This window comes from Tenacibaculum sp. IMCC1, assembly GCF_054906355.1.
In genome coordinates, this window is sequence record NZ_CM142818.1 from 2690142 (window position 1) to 2716634 (window position 26493).

Annotated in this window: 26 protein-coding genes; 19 read left to right on the plus strand and 7 right to left on the minus strand. The window is 31.4% G+C overall.

The window, feature by feature from the left end; genetic code table 11:
* Positions 1-131 precede the first annotated feature (131 nt).
* The 14 genes from ACXIHB_RS12520 to ACXIHB_RS12585 all read left to right on the plus strand — a co-directional run bounded on the left by ACXIHB_RS12520 (position 132) and on the right by ACXIHB_RS12585 (position 14518).
* Entirely contained in the window at positions 132-1928 is a 1797-nt protein-coding gene (locus tag ACXIHB_RS12520) for a type VI secretion system Vgr family protein (RefSeq protein WP_462098363.1), read from the plus strand.
* Between the two features lie 2 nt (positions 1929-1930).
* Positions 1931-2080 carry a hypothetical protein gene (locus ACXIHB_RS12525; protein WP_173361212.1) on the plus strand — a complete coding sequence of 50 codons (150 nt, stop codon included), beginning with the start codon at positions 1931-1933 and terminating at the stop codon, positions 2078-2080.
* A 6-nt stretch (positions 2081-2086) separates the two neighbouring features.
* Positions 2087-2929: a hypothetical protein gene (locus tag ACXIHB_RS12530; protein ID WP_253057289.1), complete on the plus strand. Its 843-nt coding sequence runs from the start codon at positions 2087-2089 to the stop codon at positions 2927-2929.
* A gap of 11 nt (positions 2930-2940) precedes the next feature.
* Positions 2941-3429, plus strand: coding sequence for a DUF4280 domain-containing protein (locus ACXIHB_RS12535; RefSeq protein WP_253057287.1), 489 nt, complete (start codon positions 2941-2943; stop codon positions 3427-3429).
* An 8-nt stretch (positions 3430-3437) separates the two neighbouring features.
* Positions 3438-6350: a hypothetical protein gene (locus ACXIHB_RS12540; protein ID WP_462098364.1), complete on the plus strand. Its 2913-nt coding sequence runs from the start codon at positions 3438-3440 to the stop codon at positions 6348-6350.
* Complete coding sequence (locus ACXIHB_RS12545) at positions 6337-7341, plus strand: hypothetical protein (protein ID WP_462098365.1); 1005 nt, start codon at positions 6337-6339, stop codon at positions 7339-7341. Before ACXIHB_RS12540 ends, ACXIHB_RS12545 begins: the two co-directional genes overlap by 14 nt.
* Positions 7341-8321, plus strand: a complete 981-nt coding sequence (locus ACXIHB_RS12550; RefSeq protein WP_462098366.1) for a hypothetical protein — start codon at positions 7341-7343, stop codon at positions 8319-8321. The genes ACXIHB_RS12545 and ACXIHB_RS12550 overlap by 1 nt, the downstream gene beginning before the upstream one ends.
* The gene (locus tag ACXIHB_RS12555) at positions 8321-9298 is read left to right on the plus strand and encodes a hypothetical protein (protein ID WP_462098367.1); all 978 of its coding nucleotides are present in this window, start codon (positions 8321-8323) and stop codon (positions 9296-9298) included. The genes ACXIHB_RS12550 and ACXIHB_RS12555 overlap by 1 nt, the downstream gene beginning before the upstream one ends.
* A complete protein-coding gene (locus tag ACXIHB_RS12560) occupies positions 9298-10302 on the plus strand; it encodes a hypothetical protein (protein ID WP_462098368.1) in 1005 nt (334 codons plus the stop codon). The genes ACXIHB_RS12555 and ACXIHB_RS12560 overlap by 1 nt, the downstream gene beginning before the upstream one ends.
* Positions 10302-11279 carry a hypothetical protein gene (locus ACXIHB_RS12565; RefSeq protein WP_462098369.1) on the plus strand — a complete coding sequence of 326 codons (978 nt, stop codon included), beginning with the start codon at positions 10302-10304 and terminating at the stop codon, positions 11277-11279. The genes ACXIHB_RS12560 and ACXIHB_RS12565 overlap by 1 nt, the downstream gene beginning before the upstream one ends.
* 131 nt (positions 11280-11410) lie before the next feature.
* Entirely contained in the window at positions 11411-12256 is an 846-nt protein-coding gene (locus ACXIHB_RS12570) for a hypothetical protein (protein ID WP_462098370.1), read from the plus strand.
* Positions 12256-13257 (plus strand): hypothetical protein, encoded by a 1002-nt coding sequence (locus tag ACXIHB_RS12575; RefSeq protein ID WP_462098371.1) that lies wholly within the window; start codon positions 12256-12258, stop codon positions 13255-13257. The genes ACXIHB_RS12570 and ACXIHB_RS12575 overlap by 1 nt, the downstream gene beginning before the upstream one ends.
* Complete coding sequence (locus ACXIHB_RS12580) at positions 13257-14234, plus strand: hypothetical protein (protein ID WP_462098372.1); 978 nt, start codon at positions 13257-13259, stop codon at positions 14232-14234. The genes ACXIHB_RS12575 and ACXIHB_RS12580 overlap by 1 nt, the downstream gene beginning before the upstream one ends.
* The gene (locus ACXIHB_RS12585) at positions 14234-14518 is read left to right on the plus strand and encodes a hypothetical protein (RefSeq protein WP_462098373.1); all 285 of its coding nucleotides are present in this window, start codon (positions 14234-14236) and stop codon (positions 14516-14518) included. Before ACXIHB_RS12580 ends, ACXIHB_RS12585 begins: the two co-directional genes overlap by 1 nt.
* Positions 14519-14564: 46 nt before the next feature.
* Here the strand turns inward: ACXIHB_RS12585 and ACXIHB_RS12590 are convergent, their stop codons facing one another.
* The 4 genes from ACXIHB_RS12590 to ACXIHB_RS12605 all read right to left on the minus strand — a co-directional run bounded on the left by ACXIHB_RS12590 (position 14565) and on the right by ACXIHB_RS12605 (position 17072).
* Positions 14565-15899 carry a sigma-54-dependent transcriptional regulator gene (locus ACXIHB_RS12590; protein ID WP_047790859.1) on the minus strand — a complete coding sequence of 445 codons (1335 nt, stop codon included), beginning with the start codon at positions 15897-15899 and terminating at the stop codon, positions 14565-14567.
* Between the two features lie 110 nt (positions 15900-16009).
* Positions 16010-16330, minus strand: coding sequence for a hypothetical protein (locus tag ACXIHB_RS12595; protein WP_047790858.1), 321 nt, complete (start codon positions 16328-16330; stop codon positions 16010-16012).
* Positions 16331-16392: 62 nt separating this feature from the next.
* On the minus strand, positions 16393-16701 hold the full coding sequence (locus ACXIHB_RS12600) for a PepSY-like domain-containing protein (protein ID WP_462098374.1): 309 nt from the start codon (positions 16699-16701) through the stop codon (positions 16393-16395).
* Between the two features lie 62 nt (positions 16702-16763).
* Positions 16764-17072 (minus strand): PepSY-like domain-containing protein, encoded by a 309-nt coding sequence (locus ACXIHB_RS12605; RefSeq protein WP_073184241.1) that lies wholly within the window; start codon positions 17070-17072, stop codon positions 16764-16766.
* A gap of 253 nt (positions 17073-17325) precedes the next feature.
* Between ACXIHB_RS12605 and ACXIHB_RS12610 the strand changes: the two genes are divergently transcribed.
* From ACXIHB_RS12610 to nfi, 5 genes are all read left to right on the plus strand, one after another.
* Positions 17326-19707 carry a penicillin acylase family protein gene (locus ACXIHB_RS12610; RefSeq protein ID WP_462098375.1) on the plus strand — a complete coding sequence of 794 codons (2382 nt, stop codon included), beginning with the start codon at positions 17326-17328 and terminating at the stop codon, positions 19705-19707.
* Between the two features lie 215 nt (positions 19708-19922).
* Positions 19923-20444, plus strand: coding sequence for a hypothetical protein (locus ACXIHB_RS12615; protein ID WP_462098376.1), 522 nt, complete (start codon positions 19923-19925; stop codon positions 20442-20444).
* Positions 20445-20460: 16 nt separating this feature from the next.
* Positions 20461-21018, plus strand: a complete 558-nt coding sequence (locus tag ACXIHB_RS12620) for a hypothetical protein (protein ID WP_462098377.1) — start codon at positions 20461-20463, stop codon at positions 21016-21018.
* 135 nt (positions 21019-21153) lie between these two features.
* Positions 21154-22281 carry an endonuclease V gene (locus ACXIHB_RS12625; RefSeq protein WP_462098378.1) on the plus strand — a complete coding sequence of 376 codons (1128 nt, stop codon included), beginning with the start codon at positions 21154-21156 and terminating at the stop codon, positions 22279-22281.
* A gap of 4 nt (positions 22282-22285) precedes the next feature.
* Complete coding sequence (gene nfi, locus ACXIHB_RS12630) at positions 22286-22954, plus strand: deoxyribonuclease V (RefSeq protein WP_462098379.1); 669 nt, start codon at positions 22286-22288, stop codon at positions 22952-22954.
* 319 nt (positions 22955-23273) lie between these two features.
* Here the strand turns inward: nfi and ACXIHB_RS12635 are convergent, their stop codons facing one another.
* From ACXIHB_RS12635 to ACXIHB_RS12645, 3 genes are read right to left on the minus strand one after another with little or no spacing between them, the layout of a single operon-like run.
* Positions 23274-24008 carry a nitroreductase family protein gene (locus ACXIHB_RS12635; protein ID WP_462098380.1) on the minus strand — a complete coding sequence of 245 codons (735 nt, stop codon included), beginning with the start codon at positions 24006-24008 and terminating at the stop codon, positions 23274-23276.
* Positions 24009-24058: 50 nt separating this feature from the next.
* Entirely contained in the window at positions 24059-25432 is a 1374-nt protein-coding gene (locus ACXIHB_RS12640; RefSeq protein ID WP_462098381.1) for an aldehyde dehydrogenase, read from the minus strand.
* A 3-nt stretch (positions 25433-25435) separates the two neighbouring features.
* Entirely contained in the window at positions 25436-26467 is a 1032-nt protein-coding gene (locus tag ACXIHB_RS12645; RefSeq protein WP_462098382.1) for an alkane 1-monooxygenase, read from the minus strand.
* Positions 26468-26493 lie beyond the last annotated feature (26 nt).

The window sequence follows — 26493 nt, forward strand, 5'->3', positions numbered from 1 at the left end:
TGAGAAGGACTAAATAACATTTAGTTTTATATAATTTATTTATTAAAGACCTTCTCTTTATTACAAAGGAAGGTCTTTTTTTGTTTAAAAAATAGCATTGAAAATTATTCTAACAAAGAAAAAATACCCCCATGCATAAGATAAAAGAAGAAGCATTAGATAAACAAATTACTATAGATGGTAATTTTGTAAAGAGTTATAAAACAATTACAATAAACCAATTCTTATACCAGCACCATACTTTTGAAGTCGTGGTAGACATAGAAACTGTAGAAGAAGCAGGAAGTTACACCTTGGAAAAATCAAAAGAATGGTTAGGAAAACAATTAACAACTAATGTTTCTGGTAAAGCATTTATAGGTGTTGTGTTAGATGTGTCAATGCGCCATAATGAAATAGGTTTACACGGTGAATTAATACTTAAAGGATTATCTCAAACAGTTTTACTAGAAAATGGAAAACAACAGAAATCTTGGCTAGAAAAAGATTTGGCAAGTATTATTTCAGAGATCATGGATACTACCGCTATAAAAAACAAGATTAATCCAGCATACACTTCAGTAATTCCTTACCAATGCCAATACGCAGAGAGCGATTATAAGTACCTACAAAGATTAGCATATCAGTATAATGAATGGTTTTATTTTGATGGAGTAGACGTTATTTTTGGAAAGCCAGAATCACAAGGTCAAAAACCAATAGAGCTAGAATACAGTAAAGACTTAAAAGAGCTACAAATAAAAACGAAAACGTATAATCCTACTTTAGCAACTTATAGTTACGATTCATTAAATGATCAGTTTTTTGAAGGAGATTTAAAAGTAACTAACGAAGGATTAAACGATTTAGCAAATACAGCACTTAAAGCATCAGAACAAGTTTATAAAGAAGTAAAAGACTTTGGTGTAAGTGATGTGTTTTTACAAGACAAATCATCATTAGATGAGTATTTACAAAAACGATTACAAGGGTTAAGTGCAGGAGGTAATGTGCTTAAAGCAAGTGGAGGAGCAAAAGGACTAAGTTTAGGGAGCGTAATTAAAGTAAGTGCAGCAAAGTATGACGAAGGAAAATATACTGTAAAACAGTATGGAGAATATATTATAACACAAATAAGCCACTTTGCAGATGTAGGAGGAGCATATTCTAATACTTTTGAGGCAATTCCAGCAAACACAAAAAGCTTACCATTAAACGAAAACATAGCACCAGCTGTTGCTAATAATCAAGTAGCGAAGGTAGTAAGTAATAAAGACCCAGAAAGTAAAGGACGTGTACAAGTTCAGTTTTACTGGCAAGAAGCTATTGGAGCAAAAACAGGTTTTATTCGTGTAATGACCCCAGATGCAGGGAGCAGTGATCTTACTAAAACTAATAGAGGTTTTGTTTTCATACCAGAAGTAGGAGACCAAGTAATGGTAGGTTTTGAGCATAATGATCCTAACCGTCCCTTTGTAATGGGAAGTATGTTTACAGGTAAAAATGGAGCAGGTGGAGATGAAAACAACGTTATAAAAAGTATTGTTACTCGTGGCGGTCACATCGTAGAGTTAAATGATACAGCGGGCAAAGAGAGTATTACGATTACCGATAAGAACAGTAACATGATACAGTTAAATACGCATGAAAGTTCTATAGTTATTTCTGCAAATGAAAACATGACTTTTATGTCTAAAAATTTAGACATTGTGGTAAGAGAAAATTTAAATATTACCACTGGTAAAGACAAAAGAGAAAATATTTCAGGAAATCACAAGCTTAAAGCTACCAATATAATTCAAATAGCAGATGAAGAAATAAAGAACGAAGCAGAGCAAATAATACAAGAAGCAGGAAAAGAAATAGACCTCTTAGCTAGTGGCAACATAAATAAGCAAGCAGAACAAAAAATTAATAATAGTAGCGGAAAACAAAGCAACCTTTTTTAAACATGGAAGAGAAAAATACTATTATAAAAATAGCCAAAGGGAAAATTATACTGTCTACTAAAAATGATATTTCTATAAAGGCTAAAAACATAAACAGTTTATCTAAAACCCTAGTAAATGAAACAGGGAAAGAAGGTATTGTTTTTAAATAGCAAAGTATGAGTTTTGGTGTGTACGATCATGTAAATCATGGTGTTAAGAATAGTTATGGTGTTACCTGTACTTTTTTAAAAGAACAAATTACTATCAACTATATATTTGATATTGCTTATCAGGCTTATAATCAAAAAGACTACATAGTTCATATTAACAGAAAACAGTTCTTTCTTAATAAGGAAGAACCAAAAGAAATATTAGATGTTTTAGCATTACGTTGTGCAGCACTTATATATCCGTTACAGCTACATATTTCTAAATTTGGCTTCAACTATAAGCTCTTTAATTTTAAAGAAATACAAGAACGTTTTAATGAGCAGCTACCAAATATTCAAAGAGAATTTACAGGTGAAGTAACAGATGCTTATTTTGCTGAAATTAAAAAATCGGTAAGTAATGAAAGTATATTTACAGAGCGTTTAAAAAGTGATTTTTTATATGCACTATTTTTCTATGGTTTACCAGTAGCATATCAATATAAACCAATACAAGATAACTATCAGGTAAATATACCTATACATCCATATCAATCCGAAGCTTTTTTTGTGGGGATGCAAACACTTAAAAAAGTAGAAAATATACACGATGTAACTTTTAAAGGCTCAGATGAAAAAGGTAACACTTTGCTACTACATCATTTAGTAGAAAAGCAAAGTCTTACGCCTTTACGTATAGAAATGTATTATAACAAGGAGTTAGATAGTGAAATAAATTGTAGTATAGTTCAGCTTAAAGAACGAAAAGAGGATAATATAAGCTTTAGCAATAAAAATGGTAAAGTTATAGAAGGAAAACAAAAGAAACAGAAAAAAGATAATTGGTTTAGCAACCTATTTAAAATTTAAAAAAAATTATTATGAGTGATGTAGCAGTAATTTGCAATGGAGCTATGTGTAAATGTGCACATGGTTTTGCACCCGACACCTTTGCAGTAGTAAGTACACATAAACATTATATAAACGAGTCTAGTGGTTCTCAAAAAATGGTAGGTTCTACTATGGATATAGGGCAACCCTTTAAAGCAAAAACTTTTGGACAGTGTAAACTACAACCCTCTGGAAGTAGTTATTTACCTTGTATGCCAAACGTAACACAGTGGCAAGACTTTTATGAAAAGGTAACTTTAAGTAACCAAGGAAAAATATTAACAGAAAAAAGTAAAGCTATTTGTGCCATTGCAGGAGCACCATGTGTAGAGTTTACTTTTCACGGACAGGTAGGAGCGCCATCAGAAAGTCAAGCCGCACAGACAAATACAGCAGTGCATAGTCAAATGAATCCACTTGCAAACCCAAAGCAAGCGATAGAAGACACTGATGATACTGATTTATTAGAAATTAAATAATCTGCATTATGGCTAAAAAAATAATTGTTGTAGACGAACAAGATAAAGATGTTGTTACCGAGAGAATATATAGAGATTTAAAAGTTTTTGAAATACCTCTTAATAAAGGAGTAAATTTCCATTTAAAAGTTTTAAAAGCTAAAAATGTAAAAGAAACAAAAGAAAATGTATACTGGATTGCACAATCACACAACAAGTTTAAAACTAGAAAATACAGAACTTTTAAAAGTGCTCCAAAAAATCAAAAAGAACTACATGTACTATTAAATGAGTTAAATAAAGGAACTAAATATGGAAAAAGGTATATCCTAAATAAAGATGGAGAAGAGGTTTTAAATCCTGATTTTCATGTTTATACTCTAAAAACTACAGGTTTTGTTAAAAGAGCATATTTAGCTACAAACCCGTACAAAAGCCATACGGAAAAAAGAGAAGGAGTCTTTTTTGGTAATTTAAAATATGTTCAAAGAACATTAGGTAAAGGTATTTGGTTAGAAGGTATTAATTATACGCCCGAATTTAAAGAACAAGGAGCCTTTATTTTAGCGGTAGATAAACCTCAGGTACTGTCACTTTTAGTAGAAAGAAGAACATTGCCAGAAAAAATAGTTCGTAGCAACCCTATTAAAAAGGATAATTGCGACTCAGTTGAACAAGAGCTACTATATGGCGATGTTTTAGACATACACATGCATTTACATAATGTTTTAAGTGAAGATTATAAACTAACTAAAGAGGTGTTTTATGGAGAAGAATCTATGACAAAAGGGTATAGCACTTTAATAGATATAAATATACCCAAAGACGAGCACAACCCTTCTTTAGATTATAATGTTTCAATTTTAGATGAGCATGTAGTTAATTTAAGTTGGGCAGGTAAAACCAATCATAAAGAAGCAAAAGATTCTGAAGACTCTTTACAAGAGTACACAATGGTGTTTATTTTCACACCAGTATCTAAACATGCTATAACCAATAATTACCCAACAATAAAACGTGAAGTAACCCTTACGGTAAATTACAAAAGCGATTTTAGTGCAACAGTAAATGAAAAAGATTATGTAACCAACCCTAATATTGTAAAAGTATGGCAACCACCCTTAATAACACAGTTATATGAGCAAGAATGTAATTATACAGAACTTACCGTTTCTTGCGATGGTTTTGAGCCAAAAACATTTTTAAAAGAATCTAAAGATGGGGCGCTATTAACAGATGATAGGGGAACAACTCCAATTTATAGTTTAGTATTAGGCAATAAAAACAATATAAGAGAAGTTACCATACAAACAAATGCAGATGTAGCCAATTGCCCAGAACTAAACGAAGAAGATAAGCATACGGAAAATGTATTTAATTTAAAAGAAATACAAGAATACACCTTTGCAGATGATGATGGTATATGGAATGCCCTAACCGATATAAAATCGTTACCAAGAGTACAACCCTACCATAAAACTATAGATAAAACAGATCAAATACTAAAATTTAAAGCAGCATACCCCTACGACGCTTCTAGTGAAAGTAAATTATTATGGAGGTACCTTTTCATGCACATGATTCAATATAGAAACCCAGCTGAGTTTTATATAAGTGTAAATAGTTGTAGGTACAAACGTACCATTTGGTTTAACGTACACCCAGATGTAATTTGGGCATCACACTTAGCTTTAGATGTAGAAAAAAAAGATATTTTATATCACGATAACATTGAGCTTCCATTAGTAAAAGGAGACGCCACTTATATATCTGTTTTAGCAAGTGCTTTGGAAAAAACACTTAACTTTATAAAACCTCTTTTTGACGTATTATCTATAAATAACAACTCAAAAACAGCCATAACAGAGCTAGAAAAAGTTCTACGTGATTTTATAAAAGAGAGTAAAACAGATATGTACCTTGGTTTTCATGCAAGGTACGATATACCCGACGGAGAAAACCAAGTAGGGTCACTCATTAATTATGCCGAAATACAACCCTACAAAGCCTACTTACATTTTCAAATAATTAGAGTAGTATTACTTACCTTGGCTATAGATGTATTAATGATATACCTAACAAGAGGAAAGCTTGCACCTGGATTACAACAATTAAAAAAAGCACAAAAAGTAGCTAAGAGAATTAACAAAGGAAAAGATAAAGTAAATAAGTTTTTAGATAAATACAACCTTACTTTAACAACCCCTAAAATAACCATGAACGCTGCCTTAAGAAAAGAAATGCAACCAAAGGGAGCGTATGCAACTATTTTTGATTTAACTTTTAAAGCCGACCCTTTGTTAGCTTTAAATACTGAATACAAAATAGATTCCGATTCTTTAAAAAGCCCTTTAAAAGAGTTTGTAAAAAAGATGGAAGAAAAAACCAATGGAAAGTTTGAATTAATAGCCAAAGCAGAAGGTAGGGTAGTTTATGATATAAATATAAGTTACAACACCCATACTGAGAAATTTACCTTAAATAAAAATGCAGCGAAGCAAGAAAATGAATACAATACGGTATTACGTGAGGGTGATATAATTAAATCTGACGGAATTATTAATATAAGTATTGAGGCAAAAGCTCGTTTAAAATACAAGAAAGAGTTTAAAACGCTTTGGTTTTTTGAGCCTGTTGAAGTAGAAGCCAGTATTGAAGGAGAGTTAAAATTGAATAGTAGCATCGGTCTCGTGGAAAAAGTAGGTTATACTAAAGGAAGAGGGCCTTATATGGAAAAAGTGGTATATTTTGGGGGATTGAAAGGAACGTATAAGCAAAACGTAGAAGTAAAAATAGGAAAAGACGATGACTTTTTTGATTCTAATGAGGATGACCAACCAGTACCTTTTACCTTATTGAACCCTTCAAATGCCTCTTTAGGTAGGAACTATATTTTTGAACTCTTTGAATCAAAAAAACAATTTGAATATGAAAACAAATAAAACTACTCACTTAATTACAGCATTGTTAGCAGTTATACTTACTGCTTGTGCGCAAACCAACACTACAAAAGAAAAAAAACAAGTAACAGAAATGAGACCCATAGACAAACTATACAGCAATATACAGCCTTTACAATACAAAAGCATGCCTCAATATTTTATAGAAGCTAACCAAAGTGGTTGTTTTTATGAATTGTATGTAAATGGAAGATTGGTGTTTGAACATTTTGAACAAACTGGTTTAATGGGACATACTACCTGTATTAACGATGCCATTTTAAAAAGTGGAGAACAAGAAGTTACCGTAAAGTTATACCCTTTAGGACAAACAAAAGTAAAAAGGTTTGACACGTTTACCAAGAATGCAAGAATAGAAGTAAAAATAGAAAAATACGATGTACAGGTAGAAGACAGCGATGAAAAAGTAGTAACATTTAAAATTCCAGAGGCAAGTACAAGAGGTAAGAATGATATTAAAATAGAGGGTTTACCTTATTATGAGCATACCTTTACGTTTTATGCAGAAGTTCCTTATGAAGTAACAGGTTGGAGTGAGTCGCAAGATTTAACTAAAATGGATCAAAAACAATTAGAAAAAGAAGTAGTAGCTTTTCACAACAACCTATCAGATGTTATTTATAATCAAGACGAAGCTAAATGGGTAGACTTAGTTAAAAACAGAGAATTAGAATTTTTAAAATCTGAAGCGTATAATGATGTTAATGAGGAAAGTATTAAGGATAGAATTAGAAGTTTCAAACAGATTTTTGATTCTAGTTTTAAAAGAAAAGTTCCTTTAGATGATTATGAAATGATTTTTGGAGGAAAAGGGAGAATTGTAGCTTTAAAAAGTATTGAAAGAACAGGTAGAGCTGCTTTTTCTTTTGGAGTTAACAAAATTAGAGACGGGAAATTAAAAAAAACTAGATCTTCTAGATATATTTACCTACACAAACCAAAAGGAAGCAATAAATTAGAAATTATAAGGTAATGCACAAAGCGTTTTTATATAGTGTTTATTTGTTTTGTATGTTGTTGGTGCTTACAGCTTGTGGGCAAACAAAAGAAATGAGACCCATAGACAAACTATACAGCAACATACAGCCTTTACAATACAAAAGCATGAATAGATATTTTATAGAAGCGAACCAAAGTGGTTGTTTTTATGAGTTGTATGTAAATGGTAGGATGGTATTTAAGCTTTTTAAACAAGTTGGTTTAATGGGGCATACCACCTGTATTAACGATGCTATTTTAAAAAGTGGGATGCAAGAAGTTACTGTAAAGCTATACCCTTTAGGACAAACCGAAGTAGAAAGGTTTGACACGTTTACCAAGAATGCAAGAATAGAAGTAAAAATAGAAAAATACGATACACAGGTAGAAGACAGCGATGAAAAAGTAGTAACATTTAAAATTCCAGAGGCAAGTACTAGAAGTAAGAATGATATTAAAATAGAAGGGTTGCCTTATTACGAACATACTTTTACGTTTTATGCAGAAGTTCCTTACGAAGTTACTGGCTGGAGCGAATCGCAAGATTTAACTAAAATGAATCAAAAGCAATTAGAAAAAGAAGTCGTAGCTTTTTATAACAACCTATCTGATGTTATTTATAATCAAGACGAAGCTAAATGGGTAAGCTTAGTTAAAAAAAGAGAATTAGAGTTTTTAACATCAGAGGCATATAATGATGTTAATGTAGGAAGTATTAAGGATAGGAAAAGGAAATTTAAACAGATTTTTGATTCTAAGTTTAAAAAGAAAGAACCATTAGATGATTATGAAATGATTTTTGGAGGGAATGGTAGAATTGTAGCGTTAAAAAGCATAATAAAAAAAGGTTATGGAGCATTTTCTTATGGATATGAGAAAACTTATGATGATGGGAGTAAAAGTAAAATAAGAAATTACTCTTACATATACCTACACAAACCAAAAGGAAGTGACAAATTAGAAATTATAAGGTAATGCACAAAGCGTTTTTATATAGTGTTTATTTGTTTTGTATGTTGTTGGTGCTTACAGCTTGTGGGCAAACAAAAGAAATGAGACCCATAGACAAACTATACAGCAACATACAGCCTTTACAATACAAAAGCATGAATAGATATTTTATAGAAGCGAACCAAAGTGGTTGTTTTTATGAATTGTATGTAAATGGTAGAGCAGTATTTAGTCATTATGAACAAACTGGTTTAATGGGGCATACTACCTGTATTAACGATGCTATTTTAAAAAGCGGTATACAGGAAGTTACTGTAAAGCTATATCCATTAGGGCAAACTGAGGTAGAAAGGTTTGACACGTTTACCAAGAATGCAAGAATAGAAGTAAAAATAGAAAAATACGATATACAGGTAGAAGACAGCGATGAAAAAGTAGTAACATTTAAAATTCCAGAGGCAAGTACTAGAAGCAAGAATGATATTAAAATAGAAGGGTTGCCTTATTACGAACATACTTTTACGTTTTATGCAGAAGTTCCATACGAAGTTACTGGCTGGAGTGAATCACAAGATTTAACTAAAATGGATCAAAAACAATTAGAAAAAGAAGTAGTGGCTTTCTATAATGAGCTTTCAAATATAGTAGATCAAAGAGATGAAGAGAAATGGGTCAAACTAATAAAAAAAAGAGAGGTAGAGTATGTAAAATCAGTTAGTTATAATGATATAAAAGAATCTAGTACAAAAGAAAGAATAGAAGAACTAAAAGAAATTTTTGATTCTAAGTTTAAAAAGAAAGAACCTCTAGACCCATATGAGATAATCTTTGGAGGTGATGGTAGAATGGTTAGTTTAAAGAGTAAAGAATCGAGAGGGAGTTCAGCTTTTTCGTTTGGAATTGAGTCAAAAGAAGATGGTGAATTCATTAAATACAGGTATTATTATTTTGTCTACCTACACAAACCCAAGGGAAGCAATAAATTAGAAATTATAAGGTAATGCACAAAGCGTTTTTATATAGTGTTTATTTGTTTTGTATGTTGTTGGTGCTTACAGCTTGTGGACAAACCAAAGAAATGAGACCGATAGACAAACTTTACAGCAACATACAACCCCTACAACACAAAAGCATGCCTCAATATTTTATAGAAGCAGACCAAATAGGCTGTTTTTATGAGTTGTATGTAAATGGAAGATTAGTGTTTGAACATTTTGAACAAACTGGTTTAATGGGGCATACTACTTGTATTAACGATGCTATTTTAAAGAGCGGAAAACAAGAGGTTACCGTAAAGCTATATCCTTTAGGACAAACCGAAGTAGAAAGGTTTGATACTTTTACTAAAAATGCAAAGATAAATATTGAAGTAACTAAATGGGATAAAGCATTGGAGGATAAACCGAATAGTAAAGAATACGAAAATTACGATGATCATGTAGCTACGTTTAATATTCCTAATACAGAAGATAAAAATAATAGCATTCGTATAAAAGGGTTACCTTATTATGAGCATACTTTTACGTTTTATGCAGAAGTTCCTTATGAAGTAACAGGCTGGAGCGAGTCGCAAGATTTAACTAAAATGAATCAAAAACAGTTAGAAAAAGAAGTAGTAGCTTTTTATAATAATTTATCTGATGTTATTTATAATCAAGATGAAGCTAAATGGGTAGAGCTAATTAAAAACAGAGAACGAGAAGTATTAATTTCTGAAGCATATTGCGATGTTAAAGAGAAAAGCATTAAGGATAGGAAAAGGAAATTTAAACAAGTTTTTGATTCTAAGTTCAAAAAGAAAGAACCATTAGACGAGTATAAAATAGTTTTTGGAGGAAATGGTAAAATTATAGCTTTGAAGAATTTAACTAAAGATGGCTACAGTGCTTTTTCTTATGGTTATGAGAGAACTTATGATGATGGACGTAAAAGAAAGATTAGAAATTACGCTTATATCTACCTACACAAACCAAAAGGAAGCAATAAATTAGAAATTATAAGGTAATGCACAAAGCGTTTTTATATAGTGTTTATTTGTTTTGTATGTTGTTGGTGTTTACAGCTTGTGGGCAAACAAAAGAAATGAGACCGATAGACAAACTTTACAGCAACATACAACCCCTACAATACAAAAGCATGCCCCAATATTTTATAGAAGCAGACCAAATAGGCTGTTTTTATGAGCTGTATGTAAATGGAAGAATGGTGTTTAAACATTTTGAACAAACTGGTTTAATGGGGCATACCACCTGTATTAACGATGCGATTTTAAAAAGTGGAGAGCAAGAAGTTACCGTAAAGTTATATCCTTTAGGGCAAACAGAAGTAGAAAGGTTTGACACGTTTACCAAGAATGCAAGAATAGAAGTAAAAATAGAAAAATACGATATACAGGTAGATGACAGCGATGAAAAAGTAGTAACATTTAAAATTCCAGAGGCAAGTACTAGAAGCAAGAATGATATTAAAATAGAAGGGTTGCCTTATTACGAACATACTTTTACGTTTTATGCAGAAGTTCCTTACGAAGTAACAGGTTGGAGCGAATCGCAAGATTTAACCAAAATGGATCAAAAACAGTTAGAAAAAGAAATAGTAGCTTTTTATAAGAACCTATCAGATGTTATTTACAATCAAGATGAAGCCAAATGGGTAAGCTTAGTTAAAAACAGAGAATTAGAAATTTTAACATCTGAAGCGTATAACAATGTAAATGAGTATGTTATTAAAAGTAGAGTTAAGGAGTTTAAAGAGGATTTTAATTCTAGTTTTAAAAGAAAATTTCCTTTAGATAAATATAAAATGATTTTTGGAGGAAAAGGAAGAATTGTAGCGTTAAAAAGTATTGAACATAGAGGTATGTCTGCTTTTTCCTTTGGAGTTAACAGAACTATATTTGATAAATTAAAAAAAATTAGAGCTTTTAGATACATCTACCTACACAAACCCAAAGGAAGCAACAAATTAGAAATTATAAGGTAATGCACAAAGCGTTTTTATATAGTGTTTATTTGTTTTGTATGTTGTTGGTGCTTACGGCTTGTGGGCAAACAAAAGAAATGAGACCGATAGACAAACTATACAGCAACATACAGCCCCTACAATACAAAAGCATGAATAGATATTTTATAGAAGCGAACCAAAGTGGTTGTTTTTATGAGCTGTATGTAAATGGAAAATTGGTTTTTAAGCATTTTAAACAAGTAGGTTTAATGGGGCATACTACCTGTATTAACGATGCAATTTTAAAAAGTGGAGAGCAAGAAGTTACAATAAAGCTATACCCTTTAGGACAAACAGAAGTAAAAAGGTTTGACACGTTTACCAAGAATGCAAGAATAGAAGTAAAAATAGAAAAATACGATATACAGGTAGAAGACAGTGATGAAAAAGTAGTAACATTTAAAATTCCAGAGGCAAGTACTAGAAGTAAGAATGATATTAAAATAGAAGGGTTGCCTTATTATGAACATACCTTTACGTTTTATGCAGAAGTTCCTTACGAAGTAACAGGCTGGAGCGAATCGCAAGATTTAACTAAAATGAATCAAAAACAATTAGAAAAAGAAGTAGTAGCTTTCTATAATGAGCTTTCAAATATAGTAGATCAAAGAGATGAAGAGAAATGGACTAAGTTAATAAAAAATAGAGAAATAGAGTATTTTAAATCAGTAGCTTACAATAATATAAAAGCCTCTAGTATAAAAGGAAGAATAGAAGAACTAAAAGAAATTTTTGATTCTAAGTTTAAAAAGAAAGAACCTCTAGATCCATATGAGATGATCTTTGGAGGTGATGGTAGAATAGTTAGCTTAAAGAGTACCAGATCAAAAGGGAATTCAGCTTTTTCGTTTGGAATTGAGTCAAAAGAAGATGGTGAATTCATTAAATATAGGTATTATTATTATGTCTACCTACACAAACCCAAGGGAAGCAATAAATTAGAAATTATAAGGTAATGCACAAAGCGTTTTTATATAGTGTTTATTTGTTTTGTATGTTGTTGGTAATTACAGCTTGTGGGCAAACCAAACAAATGAGACCGATAGACAAACTATACAGCAATATACAACCCCTACAACACAAAAGCATGCCACAATATTTTATAGAAGCAGACCAAATAGGCTGTTTTTATGAGTTGTATGTAAATGGTAGAATGGTGTTTAAACTTTTTAAACAAGTTGGTTTAATGGGGCATACTACTTGTATTAACGATGCTATTTTAAAGAGCGGAAAACAAGAAGTTACCGTAAAGCTATACCCTTTAGGGCAAACCGAAGTAGAAAGGTTTGATACTTTTACTAAAAATGCAAAGATAAATATTGAAGTAACTAAATGGGATAAAGCATTGGAGGATAAACCGAATAGTAAAGAATACGAAAACTATGATGATCATGTAGCTACTTTTAATATTCCTAATACAGAAGATAAAAATAATAGCATTCGTATAAAAGGGTTACCTTATTATGAGCATACCTTTACGTTTTATGCAGAAGTTCCTTATGAAGTTACTGGCTGGAGTGAATCACAAGATTTAACTAAAATGGATCAAAAACAATTAGAAAAAGAAGTAGTAGCTTTTCACAACAACCTATCAGATGTTATTTACAATCAAGACGAAGCTAAATGGGTAGACTTAGTTAAAAATAGAGAATTAGAGTTTTTAAAATCTGAAGCGTATAATGATGTTAATGAGGAAAGTATTAAGGATAGAATTAGAAGTTTCAAACAAATTTTTGACTCTAGTTTTAAAAGAAAAGTTCCTTTAGATAAGTATGAAATGATTTTTGGAGGGAATGGTAGAATTGTAGCTTTAAAAAGTATTGAACGCAAAGGAAAATCCGCTTATTCTTTCGGTATAAATGATACTTATCTTGGAAAAAAAAGAAAAACTAGGATTTCAAGATATATTTATTTACACAAACCAAAAGGAAGCAATAAATTAGAAATTATAAGGTAATGCACAAAGCGTTTTTATATAGTGTTTATTTGTTTTGTATGTTGTTGGTGCTTACAGCTTGTGGGCAAACAAAAGAAATGAGACCCATAGACAAACTATACAGCAACATACAGCCTTTACAATACAAAAGCATGAATAGATATTTTATAGAAGCGAACCAAAGTGGTTGTTTTTATGAATTGTATGTAAATGGAAGAATGGTGTTTAATCTTTTTAAACAAGTTGGTTTAATGGGGCATACTACCTGTATTAACGATGCGATTTTAAAAAGTGGAATGCAAGAGGTTACTGTAAAGCTATACCCTTTAGGACAAACCGAAGTAGAAAGGTTTGACACGTTTACCAAGAATGCAAGAATAGAAGTAAAAATAGAAAAATACGATACACAGGTAGAAGACAGCGATGAAAAAGTAGTAACATTTAAAATTCCAGAGGCAAGTACTAGAAGCAAGAATGATATTAAAATAGAAGGGTTGCCTTATTACGAACATACTTTTACGTTTTATGCAGAAGTTCCTTACGAAGTAACAGGCTGGAGCGAATCGCAAGATTTAACTAAAATGGATCAAAAACAGTTAGAAAAAGAAGTAGTAGCTTTTTATAATAATTTTGGAGATATAATTTACAATCAAAATGAAAAAACATGGGTTGAAATGGTTCGTAAAAGAGAACTTGAAATCTTGAAAACAGAATTATATAATAACATGAAAAACAGTACTATATTGGATAGGATTGAAGGTTTTAAACAGATGTTTAACTCTACATTCAAAAGAAAAGTACCATTAGATAAATATAAAATGATTTTTGGAGGAAAAGGGAGAATTGTAGCTTTAAAAAGTATAGAAAGAACAGGAAGAGCTGCTTTTTCTTTCGGTATAAATGACACTTATCTTGGAAAAAAAAGAAAAACTAGGATTTCAAGATATATTTATTTACACAAACCAAAAGGAAGTAACAAATTAGAAATTATAAGGTAATGAACAAAGCGTTTTTATATAGTGTTTATTTGTTTTGTATGTTGTTGGTGTTTACAGCTTGTGGGCAAACAAAAGAAATGAGACCCATAGACAAACTATACAGCAACATACAGCCTTTACAATACAAAAGCATGCCTCAATACTTTATAGAAGCGAACCAAAGCGGGTGTTTTTACGAATTGTATGTAAATGGTAGAGCAGTATTTAGTCATTATGAACAAACTGGTTTAATGGGGCATACTACCTGTATTAACGATGCAATTTTAAAAAGTGGAGGGCAATAAGTTTACCGTAAAGTTATATTCTTTAGGTACAGTATAAGCTGAATAATTAAGAATTTATTTCATGCTCTTTTAGTTTATTATACAAAGTCTTTCTAGTAATATTTAAAAGCTTTGCAGCTTTAGTTTTGTTGTTTTTAGCCTCATGTAAAGCCCTAATAATAAGTTTTTTTTCATTTTCCTTGGTAGAAAATTCATTAGGGATGCTGTATTGATCTTCAGTGTTTTTTAATTCTTCAGGCAACACTTCTTTTTCTATAATTTCTGTCTGAGATAAAAGTGTAGCTCTTTTGATAACATTAGATAACTCTCGTAAGTTCCCTGGCCAGTTATATTGTTGAAATAAAGTTAGTACTTCATGAGAAAAGCCAACGATTGATTTATTGAGTTGTTTGTTGGCTTTTTCTAAAAAGAAATCGGCATAAAGAATTAAATCGTCTTTTCTATCATTTAGATTAGGGACTTTAATAGAAAACTCATTTAAACGATGGTATAAATCTTCTCTAAAATTACCTTTTTCAACAGCTGATAATAAATCTTCATTAGTGGCAGTAATTAAACGAATATCTACCATAATTTCCTTACTGCTTCCCACAGGTTTAATCTTTCTTTCTTGTAAAGCACGTAAAAGTTGTACCTGACTTTCGTAGTTTAAGTTTCCTACTTCATCTAAAAAAAGAGTACCTCCATTCGCTGCTTCAAAATGCCCTATTTTATCATTTATAGCTCCTGTAAATGATCCTTTTTGATGTCCAAAAAATTCACTTGAGGCAATCTCTTTAGGTATAGCTCCGCAATCCACGGCAATAAAAGGCTTATCTTTACGTAAGCTTTGAGTATGAATTGTACTAGCTACAACTTCTTTACCTGTGCCACTTTCACCTGTAATAAGAACAGACATGTCAGTTGGAGCTACTAAATGGATGTGTTCATAAAGGCTTTTAGAAGCTGCGCTTATACCGGTAACGATATGAGAATTAGAAACTTTTTTATCTTCTTTTTTAGGTTCAGTAATTTGTTCGGTTTTAACTTCCAGAGCATTATTAATTACTTCTAAAACTTCATCAGGATTAAAAGGTTTAGAAATATAATCAAAAGCACCTTGTTTCATAGCTTGAACGGCTGTTGATACTTCAGCATAACTCGTCATTAAAACAACAGGGATGTCGCTATCAGTGTTTTTACTTTGCTTTAATAAATCAATACCATTACCGTCAGGAAGGCGTAAATCAGTAAAAATCAAATTATATGAATTTTCTTTCAATAGAGTAGAGGCATTTTTAATTGTATAACTAACCTCGACAACATATTTGTGTCGTTCTAAAAAATGTTTTAACATGTTAGAAAATGTAACATCGTCTTCTACCAATAAGATATTTTTCATAAAAAAGGTTGCTCTAAATTGTTCAGATAAAAATTCTCTGTAAAAATAAAAAGAGCGTTTTATATGAAAACGCTCTTTTGCTAATAAAATTGAGGAGGGAAATAAAAAAATTACTTTTTAGTATTGTTTACTTCTTTTTCATTTAACAAATTACCTTCTTTATCAATGTAAATAGTCTTCTTGGTGCTTCCTTCACTAACCTCTAGTTTGTACTGCTCTTTTTCATTAATAAAAGCTTTACTTAAGGTAGCCTTAGGGAAACTTTCTTTAATAGAGTTAACCAACGCTGCTGGTAATTTATCTAAAGATATTTCTTGGAATCCATCAGCTACAACTGTATGAATTGGAGTAATAGGTGTAAGAGTGTTGTTTACTGTTGCGTAAGTTGAAACACCTGTTAAAATTGCTACTGCTAAGATTAATTTTTTCATGATATTAAGTTTTTAAGTTATAATTATTAATTGTTGTAATACTACAAGGGAAATTTATGTGTTTACTTTACCTCTTTAGCGTCTAACCAGTTTCCGTCTTTGTCGGCGAAAACGGTTTTGTTACCATTTTCTAAAGAAATTTCTAACTTGTATTGTTCTTTACTGTTTACAAAAGCTTTTCCTAGTGTACCTTTAGGAAAACTCTCTTTTACAGCATTCACTACAGCTGAAGGTAATTTATCTAAAGATATTTCTTGAAATCCGTTCTCTACAACTGTATGAATTGGAATAATAGGTGTAAGAGTGTTATTTACTGTTGCATAAGTTGAAACACCTGTTAAAATTGCTACTGCTAAGATTAATTTTTTCATGATATTAAGTTTTTAAGTTATAATTATTAATTGTTGTAATACTACAAGGGAAATTTATGTGTTTACTTTACCTCTTTAGCGTCTAACCAGTTTCCGTCTTTGTCGGCGAAAACGGTTTTGTTGCCATTTTCTAAAGAAATTTCTAACTTGTATTGTTCTTTACTGTTTACAAAAGCTTTTCCTAGTGTACCTTTAGGGAAACTCTCTTTTACAGCATTCACTACAGCTGAAGGTAACTTATCTAAAGATATTTCTTGAAATCCGTTCTTTACAACTGTATGAGTTGGAGTAATAGGTGTAAGAGTATTATTTACTGTTGCATAAGTTGAAGCTCCTGCTAAAATCGCTACTGCTAAAATTAAATTTTTCATGATATTAAGTTTTTAAGTTATTTACATATTTGTTTATTGTATAGAAATAAATATGCCATCGACTTTAATTAAACCTTTAAAAACTTTAACGTGTTGATTTTTAATAGTATATTGTTTTTTTAGGTTTGGGCAGATAATAGCTTTATGTGTAAAAAGTGTATAAGTAAAGAGTAGAAGTGTGTAAAAATTACACTATTTACCCAAAAAGAGGAACAATAAATAAATCTGTTATCTTTGAAGAAAATCATCCCTAATGAAGTTATTAAAAAAGTCTTTAAAAATTGTTCTGCTACTTTTAGTGTTATTAAGTGTTGGAATTTGGCTATTTACAAAAACTCTGCATCCAACTTATAAAGGAGAGTTAGAACTTAACTCAATTTCAGATAAAGTTACAGTCTATTATGATGAGGTTGGAGTGCCGCATATCAACGCGCAAAATCAACTAGATGCTTATACTGCTTTAGGATATGTACATGCACAAGATAGATTGTGGCAAATGGAGCTTATCAGAAGAATTTCAGCTGGAAGATTAGCAGAAGTTTTTGGAAAAGATTTGGTAAGAGTCGATAAATTTTTCTCTGGATTAGGAATTGAAGAAGCTGCTGAAAAAACAATTCAAGAATTAGATAAAAATTCAGAAACGTATAAATTAACGGAAGCATATTTAAATGGGGTTAATCAGTTCATAGAAGAAGGAGCAACGCCCTTAGAATTTTATTTAGTAGGATTGGATAAAGAAAATTATACAATTAAAGATGTGTATAATGTTTTTGGTTATATGGCATTTAGTTTTGCAATTGCCCATAAAACTGATCCGTTGTTAACTGAAGTAAAAGAAAAGTTAGGTGAGTCTTATGTAAATGAGTTGTTGAATTCTTTCGATAAAAATTTAACACTGAATAAGACAACTAATAAAGGTACAATTAAAGCAGAGATGTCTATAGCGGTAAGCAAGATTGTAGATCAGTTGCCAGTTGCACCTTTTATAGGAAGTAACTCTTGGGTAATTGCACCACCTAAAGCCAAAAACGGTAAGGTAATTTTTGCGAACGATCCACATATCGCATTTTCTCAACCATCGGTTTGGTATCAGAATCATATAAAAACTCCAGACTTTGAAATCTACGGATTTAATCTGGCTTTGATGCCATTTCCGTTGTTAGGACACAATAAAGAGTATGCTTACGGATTAACAATGTTAGCAAATGACGATTTGAACTTTTATATAGAAGAAAACAATCCAGAAAATTCAATGGAGTACAAAACACCTAATGGATACCAGAAATATGAGTTATGGGACAAACGTATAAAGGTTAAAGGAGGAAAAGATACTACATATCAAGTGAAAGTTAGTAAACATGGCCCGATTATGAACGGATTAATAGAGCATGTAACAGATGAAAGACCAATTGCAATGAACTGGATTTATACGCAACTGCCTAATCAATTATTAGAAGCATCACATAAAATGTCGCATGCAAATTCGTTACAAGACTTTAAAACAGGAACCGCCAAAATTCATGCACCAGGATTAAATGTAATGTATGGAGATAAGAAAGGGAATGTAGGTTGGTTTGCATCGGCTAAATTATATCAATTAAGAGATAGTTTGTCTTCTAAAACGTACTTAAATGGAACTTCTGGGAAGGATGAAATTGTAGAATATTTAGATTTTAAAGAAAATCCGCAAGCGGAAAACCCTAGTTGGAATTATGTGTATTCTGCCAATAATCAACCTGATTCCGTGAGAGGTAAGTTATATCCGGGATATTACCAACCAGAAGATAGAGCAAAACGAATTGTTCAGTTATTAGAATCTAAAAACGATTTTACGAAAGAGGATGTAGCTGAAATGATTTATGATGTAACCTCACCTGTAGTTCCAGAAATTGGGAGAGAATTGTTAGCAAGTGTAGATAAATCGTCACTATCTCCTTCAGCTAAAAAAGCATATTCAGTGTTAGAAAAGTGGGATGGAGAGTATTTAAAAACCAACGTAGCTCCGACTATTTATAATCGATTTTTATATGAGTTTTTAACTGCGACTTTTAAAGATGAGTTAGGAAAAAGCTTTCAGTTATTTATTGATTCACAATTGCAAGATCAGATGTTAGCAGAGCAAGCGAAAAGAGAGCAATCTGTTTGGTGGGATAATATTTCAACGATAGATAAAGTTGAAACTAGAAATGAAATAATTACCACAGCTTTTCAAAAATCCATCACGTTTTTACAAAATCAATTGGGAGAAAATGTAGAAAATTGGACGTGGAATCGCGTAATTTCAGTGGAATACGAACATGCCATTGGCAAAGCAGGTGGTTTATTACGAAAGTTATTTAATGTTGGTCCATATGAAACTATTGGAGGAAACGAGGTGATTAACAACCAAATTTTTAAGTTGGATAGTACAGGAGTGTATAGAATTCATGCAGGACCTTCAACACGTAGGGTTATCGATTTTTCTGATGTTGAAAATAGTATTGCTATTTTACCTACAGGACAATCAGGAAATGTGTTTAGTCCGTATTACAAAGACCAAGCACAAAAATATGTAGATGGTGAGTTTGTAAAAATGAGCCTTAATGAGGCAGCTATAAAGAAGAGTAAAAATAAATTGGTGTTTTTACCGAAGTAGTACAATTGTTTATGTGATAGTCGAGTATCTTGCTGGTGACGGTATCATAAGTAGAAGTAGTTAAAGAAAAAAGAAGATATGTTAATTTTATAACGTTGTAGACAGCACAAGCGCGACGCTTGCGCCAGCGGGGTGAATGGTAAATGGAAAAAGATTACTGAAGACGTGAGTAAAAAAGTAGATGATATTATGGGTAATCTTAAAAAATGTGATTAATGCAAGTAATTAAAGAGTTTGAATATTGGGAATATAATCTAGGTAGTAAAGAGAAAAAATATATAGGAGTTAGAAAAATAAAAGAGGAGTTAAGGTATCCTACTATTAAATTTTTAAATTCAGAAAGAAAGCTAATTGATACTTCTGACTGGAAAAATATGGGGATATTTCAAATGCGATTTAGTGATTCATATCTCACAGAAAAAGAAATGAATTTTTTAGCAGTAACTTATGATGTTGAACTAATTACCAAAGAAAATACTTTAGATGGTAGTTTTTACTTGGCTTCGACAAACGAAAAACTAAATAAGTTGTACAAGAATTCAGCAGAACTTACTTTCATAGAACATGATAACAAAGAATATTTGATAATTGATTTTAACCGATTTGAAAATGAAAATCAAAAAAATAGTAGAATGTGGGACTATTATGGAGAACCTATAACTTATATTCACGGTATTTGGGAAGCTCCTCTCCTAACAGATAAAATTATAGAAAAAATTAAAAATCCAAATAGGTAATATTAATATCAACTATATGAAGTTAATAGATAAATTTTTCTACTCCACTTGGAATCCGTACACAAGAGAAAAAATCTTTAAAGGAGAAACTGTTTTACAAAGAGAATTAGAACGACCTAGCATAGAATTTAAAAATACAGATTCAAAAAAAATAATAGTATCGAATTTTAGATTCCATAATGCTATTCCATCTAAAGAAAGAAAATATGATGGAGTTTTATATCAAAATGATTATTATTCACAGTTGAAGTTTAACGAAGAAGAAGTGTTGTTTTTAGCTAATAATTATGGATTAATGTGTAAAGAAACTGATGGTAATAAATCACTTTCAATACCCAAAGAATATTATAATGAAATAGGAGAAAAAAATATAGATGATGAACCATATATAAATTTTAAGTTTCTAGAGGACAATGATAATAATGAGTACTTAATTATTTCATTTATAAGATATCCATTAGCATACCCAGAAAGAGCAAAAGATCAAACAGACCCTTTTCTTACCTATATTCATGGAATATGGGAACAACCACTATTAACAGATGAAATTATAGAAAAGATTAAAAAATCATGAAAACTTATAGAAAATAAAATACAATATAAGTTGTATAAATAGGTGGTAACGTTAAGGGAAAAATTATGCAGCGTTGTCCTTGTTGTTTTTATTTAACACAAGGAGTTAATGTAATAGGAAGTAAATAAGAACAAGATGGAAGAAGAAAAGCAATATTACTGGTATAAGCGGAAAGATGTAGTGGACAGATATCCTGTAGAAGGTAACGAGACAGACGAACAATTAACAGTAGAGGGAGAATTATTTTCTGGGGTTTTAATTGAAAGAGTTAAGACAGAATATGGATTCTACCGGTTAAAAAAATATTATTATATCAAGGGAGAAACAGAGTTAATAATATCAAAACGAGAAGATGAAAAATATATAAGCTATTTAACTTTTAATACTGGTTGGTTAGAGAATGGATATTCAATTGGTTATGGGAGAGAGAAACCTGAATTAGATTATTCAGTCTATGAGATGGGAGCTTTAATTCATAATGGGGATAGAAATATTTATAATAACAAGGTGATGTTCGAAGAATGGCAAGATTTTAAAGACCCCGATACAGCACCATGCTATTCTGGCGATAGAAATATAATCCCTTATTACAATCTTCAAAGTGAGATTCAGAAAAGAACTATAAAAAAAGATTGTTTAAAAGAATCAGAAATAAGATATATAGCAGCAGTAGATGTAGGTTATGATGAACTTGATTTAAAAATGGTAGGTTCTGTCATACTTTACGATTTAGAAAAATGTAGGGTTATTGAAGAACAAATTGTAAGTCAAGATATTTTATTTAACTACTGCAATGACTTATTCTCTTACAGAGAAGTTCCTATGCTATTAAAAGCTTTTGCAAAAATTACTATTACCCCTGATTTAATTTTATGTAAAGGTCATGGAATTGCACATCCTAGGCATGTTGGATTAGCAACACATTTGGGGGTTGAATTAGACTTACCTTCTATAGGTTGTGCTCGTGATAGAGTTTTGGGAATTTATGAAAATTTAGATAATGAAGCAGGGAGTTCAAAAGAAATAGTATGGAGAGGGAAAATAGTAGGTAATGTATTTAGGGTAAAGACTAATGAAAAACCTATCTTCATTTCAATTGGTCATAAAATTAGTTTAGAAACAGCATGTAAATGGTCTTATAAATTACTACAAATAGAAAATAATGAAGACTTATTACCTTACCCTTTACTTTTAGCAGAAAATTTGGTAAATAAAAGTTTAGATGATAGAACTCATATAGTATTTATAGAAACAGAAGTTTAGTATTATGGTCGAAAATAATAGTGATTATTCAGAATATATTGAGTTACAAGATAAAATGAAGGAGCAGGTAATAAAGGTTGATGAATTACCAAAAAATATTAGATACGTTGCAGGTGTAGATGTAGCTTATAATGAAGATAAAGAGTTAATGGTAGGTGCTGTTGTAGTTTTAAATATTGAAACCTTAGAAGTTATTGATGAAGCATTTCACATTATGAAAATTAAATTTCCATATGTACCTGGGTTATTCTCTTTTCGTGAAATTCCGGCAATAAAAGAAGCTTACTTTAAGTTGCAAATAAAGCCAGATATTATAGTTTGTGATGCTCAAGGGATTGCACACCCAAAAGGTATAGGTATGGCTACTCATCTGGGAATAGAGCTCGATAAACCCACAATTGGTTGTGCTAAAAAAAAGTTGATAGGAGTTTATAATAAAGAAGAGTTAGGTAACATTAAAGGAAGTTATAAGTTTTTAAAACTAGATAATAATATCATAGGTGCAGTTTTAAGGACTCAAACAGACATTAAGCCTATGTTTGTTTCAATAGGACATAAAGTCAGTTTAAATACAGCTATAGAATTATTAAATAAATTAACTCCGCATTATAGATTGCCAGAAACTACAAGAATGGCTGATCAATTGGTAAATAGTATCATTAAAGAGGTGTAAGAAACTTCATTTTTTAAGATACTGTTTTTGTATGGTTTTAATAGAATTAAGGAAAAGTAAAAAAGAGATTATTTGTAATACTTATGTTATATAGTTTTTTAGGGGTTGCCCAAACCTATAAATATTATACACATACTACTTACTTTATGTTCATAGAAGCTCCCCACTAGCGCGAGCATCCTGCTTGTGACAGTATGAGTAAAAAAGGTGAAAAAATAATAAATAGAAAATATAAATTTCATAACAAATCAGTAGTATACTTTATAAATTTTGGACTATTCATGAAATTTGATATATTTTTTTAATACTATCCAGGTTTTTATACTTTCCTATAAACCTCTTTAAAAGGAATTCTAAAACGTTCTCCATATACACCTTCTGGTTTACGAATACCACAAGAAACAATCATATTAATTTCTGAACCAAAAGGTAGCCCTAACAAGCGTTTTACACGCCAAGTATCAGAACCTTCCATAGGGCAAGTGTCGTAACCTTCAGCTGCCATTGAGAGCATGAATGTTTGTGCTGCTAATCCACAGGTTTTATGTGCAACTATGCGCATATCACTATTGCGAACTTCACGGTAAATAGGTCGGAAAAGTCCAATAATAAGAATCATTAAGTATTTAAGATAACCAACAATTCCGAAGATGTCAAAGTAGGTAAACGGAATCAATTTTCCGTAGTAGTTACGCGCTACTTTTTCTCTACTTCGTTGTTCTGATTTCGGATTGTTTTTACCAAAAACTTCATCCATCAAAGCTAAGTTAGCTTTGGCTCTTTTACGCCACAAATCTTTACGAGTCACAAAAACCACTAGTTGCTGAGCAGTTTTAGCTGCATTTTGATTAAAGCATAATGGAGCCATTTTTTTTATAATTTCTTTATCAGTGATATGATAAAACTCCCATAGTTGCATATTGCTACTGGTAGGAGCTAAACTAGCTTGCTCTAAACATTTTTTTACAACAGCAGTGTCTATCGGTTTTTCAGGGTCATATACTCTTACTGAACGACGATAGTTAACTGCTTCTGATACTGTTTTTTCAGTCATTTATTATGGTGTCTTGATTCTTGTGTCTGATTGTCTTTTATCTAACAAAACTATCCCAGTTTCATTAAGGTTTTTAATTGTTGTAGTTTTCCTTTGTATGGAGCATATCGAGTAGGAACATCCAACCAAGTACCGCGAGAAACCACTCCTTTATGATGAGAAAACGTATCAAAAGTTTTCTTTCCATGATAAGCACCTATGCCACTTTCACCAACGCCACCAAAAGGTAACCTATGATTAGCAAAATGTACAGTGGTATCGTTTATGGTTCCGCCTCCAAATGAATAACGTTGAATCATCTTTTTAGCAAATGAATTTCTATTGGTGAACACATATAAAGCCAGAGGTTTGTCGTATTTAGTAGTGATTTTTTCAATGTCAGCTTCATTTTCGTAAGAGATTAGCGGGAAAATAGGTCCGAAAATCTCACCTTTCATGACTTCACTATCTAAATCAGGTTCGTCAATTAATGTAGGAGCAATGTAGCAATCGTCTCTATCAGTTTGTCCGCCAATCACACACTTTTCATTTTCTAGCATCAAAGCTAAACGATCAAAATTACGAGTGTTAACAATACGTGGAAAATCTGGAGAGTTTTGAGGGGTTTTTCCGTAAGTTCTAAAAATTTCATCTTTAAATTGTTGTATAAATTGCTCTTTTACTGATTTGTGTATCAATAAATAATCAGGAGCAATACAAGTTTGCCCACCGTTAATGAATTTTCCCCAAACCAAACGTTTTGCAGTCAATTTAATATTGGCAGTTTCGTCAACAATACATGGACTTTTTCCTCCAAGTTCTAGGGTAACAGGAGTTAAATTATTAGCAGCGGCTTTGGCGACAATTTTACCAACAGGAACACTGCCTGTAAAGAAAATATAATCCCAACGTTGTGCTAACAATTCAGTAGAAACATCTACGCCACCTTCAACCACAGCTACATGGTTTTTATCAAATACAGCTTCAATAATTTCTTTGGTAATTTTACTTGTATGCGGTGTCAGTTCCGAAGGTTTTAATACTACAGTATTACCTGCTGCAATAGCACCTAATAATGGTGCGAATGCTAGTTGATACGGGTAATTCCAAGGAGCAATGATAAGTACAGTTCCGTAAGGTTCTTTATAAATTTTTGCAGAGGACGGAAAATTTAGTAACGACGGTAATACACGTTGAGGTTTACTCCAAGAGTGTATATTTTTTATAGCCATTTTTAATTCAGCCGAAACAATAGAAGTTTCGGTCATTACTGCTTCGTATTCTGGTTTTTTAAAGTCATCATGTAGTGCTTTTATGATGTCTTTTTCTCTTGCAACAAGTTCTTTTTGTAATCTTTTTAAGGTACTTTTTCTAAAAGAAATATCTTTGGTTTGTTGAGTAGCAAAATAGTTTTTTTGCGACTGAACCAATTCGGGAATATTCATAAGCTATAAGTCTTGTATTTTTTTATTCATTATTGAAAACCATAATGGAGGAACCAAGGCTACCAGCATCATACCCGGGTATCCTGTTGGCATTTGTGGACTTTCTGGTAATGATTTTAAGAGCTGATAATGTTTGCTTCCGTTATAGTGATGGTCGGAGTGACGGGATAAATTAAACAACATTAACATACCAATTCTGTGATCAGAATTCCATGAATGCGTTCTTTTTACACGCTCATAACGACCTTTTTCATTCTGTTTACGTAGTAGTCCATAATGTTCTATATAGTTTACAGTTTCAAGTAATAAAATTCCAAAAACAGCAGCGGTGATAAAAGCTAGTAATGCTTTTAATCCGAATAAAAAGAAAATACCAGCTAATAAAAGAATGTTACAGAGTGTGTAAATGAGCATTCTATTTTGTAAGTGAAACCAGCTTCTTTCTGAATTTTTTAAACGTGTATTTTCCACTTCCCAAGCTTGATAATAGCTTTGAAAATGAGAACGAATCCAAAACAGGTAAACAATTTCATTTCTTCTTGCAGTTGCGGCGTCTTTTGGAGTGGCTACATTAAAATGATGTCCTGCATTATGGTAGGGTAGAAAGTGGGTGTTTAATGAAGTTAGTAGTAAAATTTCTCCTAAAAGCTCATCAAAACGGTTGTTTCTATGTCCTAACTCATGCCCAACATTAATACCAATAACGCCACATAGCAAGCCCATAGCTGAGATTTTTCCTATATATTCTAAGATAGTTAATTGTGTGTCTTTCATTATCGATAAAAACCACACTAGGAAAACTAATTGAATAGGTACCATTGCGTATAGAATATAGGTGTAGAGTCTATTTACTTTTTCTTGCGCTTCTTGTTCTTTATTGAAATTATTTTTATCAGGTTTAAAAAGTAATTCGAGAAGAGGAACTAAGCCGAAGAAAACAAGTAAAGGTAAAAGTGTTAACCATCCCATATTTGTAAACGAAATGTAAACAGTGATAGGGAGTGTTAAAATCGTTAAAAATTTAAGAGCTTTCATCTTGGGTGAAATTTGTCTAAATATAC